The following is a 1940-nucleotide window of genomic DNA, read 5'->3' on the forward strand; positions in this document are numbered from 1 at the left end:
TTACGCTTGGCAGCACGTTATGCAAGCGCATTTCCTCAAGCTGTTCCGACGCCGACGGCTGGCCGTGCTGCCAGCCCGCAGGTGCATACAGGGATAAACTCGGACCCAGCTCGTTAGCCGACTGATCCGCCGGGCCTGAACGCGCGACCGATGGCCCGGGTTCATCATCCAGCAATTGCCGGAGCTCATCTGGCGAGAACTGCACGAAGTCTACAGGGAAATGCTCTGGATCCAAAAGCGCCAGCGACGCGGGCTGATCAGTCCGCCTGGGCTGAAGCTCCGCTCGAGGGATCTGTTCCAACTGCCCAAGCGCCTCTTGATCGACCGCGACTGTCATTTGGGCTGGCTCATCATCTAGCAGTCGCCGGCGTTTCGCTGCAGGCGACATGAATTCATTTGGATAAGTTACAGTGAAGCTCGACTGTGAGTTGATCTGACTCCCAGGCTGCCGTGAATCCCGTGTTTCTTCATAGGTGCAGAGATCACCGAATTTGCGAACGAAATCCAGTGCGCGCGGCAGGTAAGAACCTCGATTGTACTCCGCCTTAACGTAATCGCCCAATTCATTGTCATTAAGCCTGGCCATGGATAGGCCCTCACGCCCGAGACTATTAGCCAAGCCCGCGAGGTTGTTTGCGTACCGTGCACCGGATGCCGCGTCCACTTCCCCACTCGCAAAAGCAGCACCAATCGTGCGCTCGATGAACCTTCGATCTGCGTTAGAGAGATGCTGGTAGCATCGACACAGATCATCGGACAGAAACCCGCCAGCGGGAAGTGCAACGTCGACTAGGCGCGCTTGGTGCACCTGCTGCTCAAAGGCCTCGTGTCCCGCCCGGCCCGGTTGCTGCTCTTCCGAGACGGTGTGCTGTACCTGGGACCATGATGATACGTTGGATGGGTCAAACTTGTCCAAGCTAGCCTCACGTCCAAAATTGGTTACCATCCTACTCGGGCAAGCTTTCGAGAAGCTGACGAAATTCAGACGCTTTCGGTAATGCTCCAGGCGCCGCCGGCCTCCGCACCACTTTCATCTCCTCTCGCATCATGCATTCGCTTTTCCCCTCAAGCCTCAAGCTTAGCCCGGCTGCCGCGTTATGGCTGCCGGCATCACCGAGAAGGCAGATTCGAGCCTGCAGCTCGACAAAGGCTTCGAGCATGAGGCCTCGCGGACCAAGCGGCCGAAGAAGTTGCAGCGGTCGTACCAGATCTTGTCCCCCTTGTAGCCGCAAAAAATCGCGCCGCCACTCGCTTGTACTAGATGCGCGCCGCGCATGCTTCTTCACGAAGAAAGAAGCCGGGTGGTCGTTCGCAAGGTTTGGTGCAGACTGTATCATGAGGTCGGCACGCCCTCAGTGGTTTGGAATCGTTGCCCATAGGCACGTCCTACTATGCGGCTTCTGTAGAGCTTCTCACCGTGGCGCAGTAGCCAGGCGCGCTTCCGCTCTCACAGCCGCTCAGGGGCAATCGAACTGCGGTCAATCAGCAGCGAGGTCGAGACCGTCCCCAGGAGCGCCCATCAGGAGGGAAACGAATCAATCCGGCCGCTTTGAATCGGGCATGTGCGCTGTGGTGTTGCTGCTCGCATTTCAAGAGTCCAGACTCGTGCCAGAATGCGTACTGTGTTTCGAGGTCGCTGCGCTTGCTGACCAGCGAACGAAAGCTATCACGCTGCGGCTTGACTCTCCGGCGACGTAGGTTTGGCGAGGTGAATCTCGCCCCGTCCATGCCACCCGCCGGGTGACGCTGGATGTACGCGCGCTCGGGCGGTTTGTTTGCGGAAGAGTTGCTGTGAGGTGGCGGCCTCACGGGGCGAAACCGTGAGCGTTTGCCGCCAGCACAAGGATCCTGGAACCGGAAATTGCGTCGCTGCGTGCCGGCCCTCTTGCTCGACCATATTTGGAGCTGAAACGCCCGGCTAACCGACGCGTCCGGCGGGG

The 1940-nt window shown here is 59.1% G+C and carries 1 protein-coding gene and 1 pseudogene; both read right to left on the reverse strand.

Annotated elements, in window-relative coordinates:
* A pseudogene (locus F758_RS46240) lies at positions 1-916 on the reverse strand (hypothetical protein); the annotation flags it as partial.
* A gap of 31 nt (positions 917-947) precedes the next feature.
* The gene (locus F758_RS50635; RefSeq protein WP_157450571.1) at positions 948-1160 is read right to left on the reverse strand and encodes a hypothetical protein; all 213 of its coding nucleotides are present in this window, start codon (positions 1158-1160) and stop codon (positions 948-950) included.
* Positions 1161-1940: the final 780 nt, after the last annotated feature.

Source organism: Bradyrhizobium sp. ARR65 (assembly GCF_000472385.1).
In the GTDB taxonomy this organism is placed as follows: domain Bacteria; phylum Pseudomonadota; class Alphaproteobacteria; order Rhizobiales; family Xanthobacteraceae; genus Bradyrhizobium.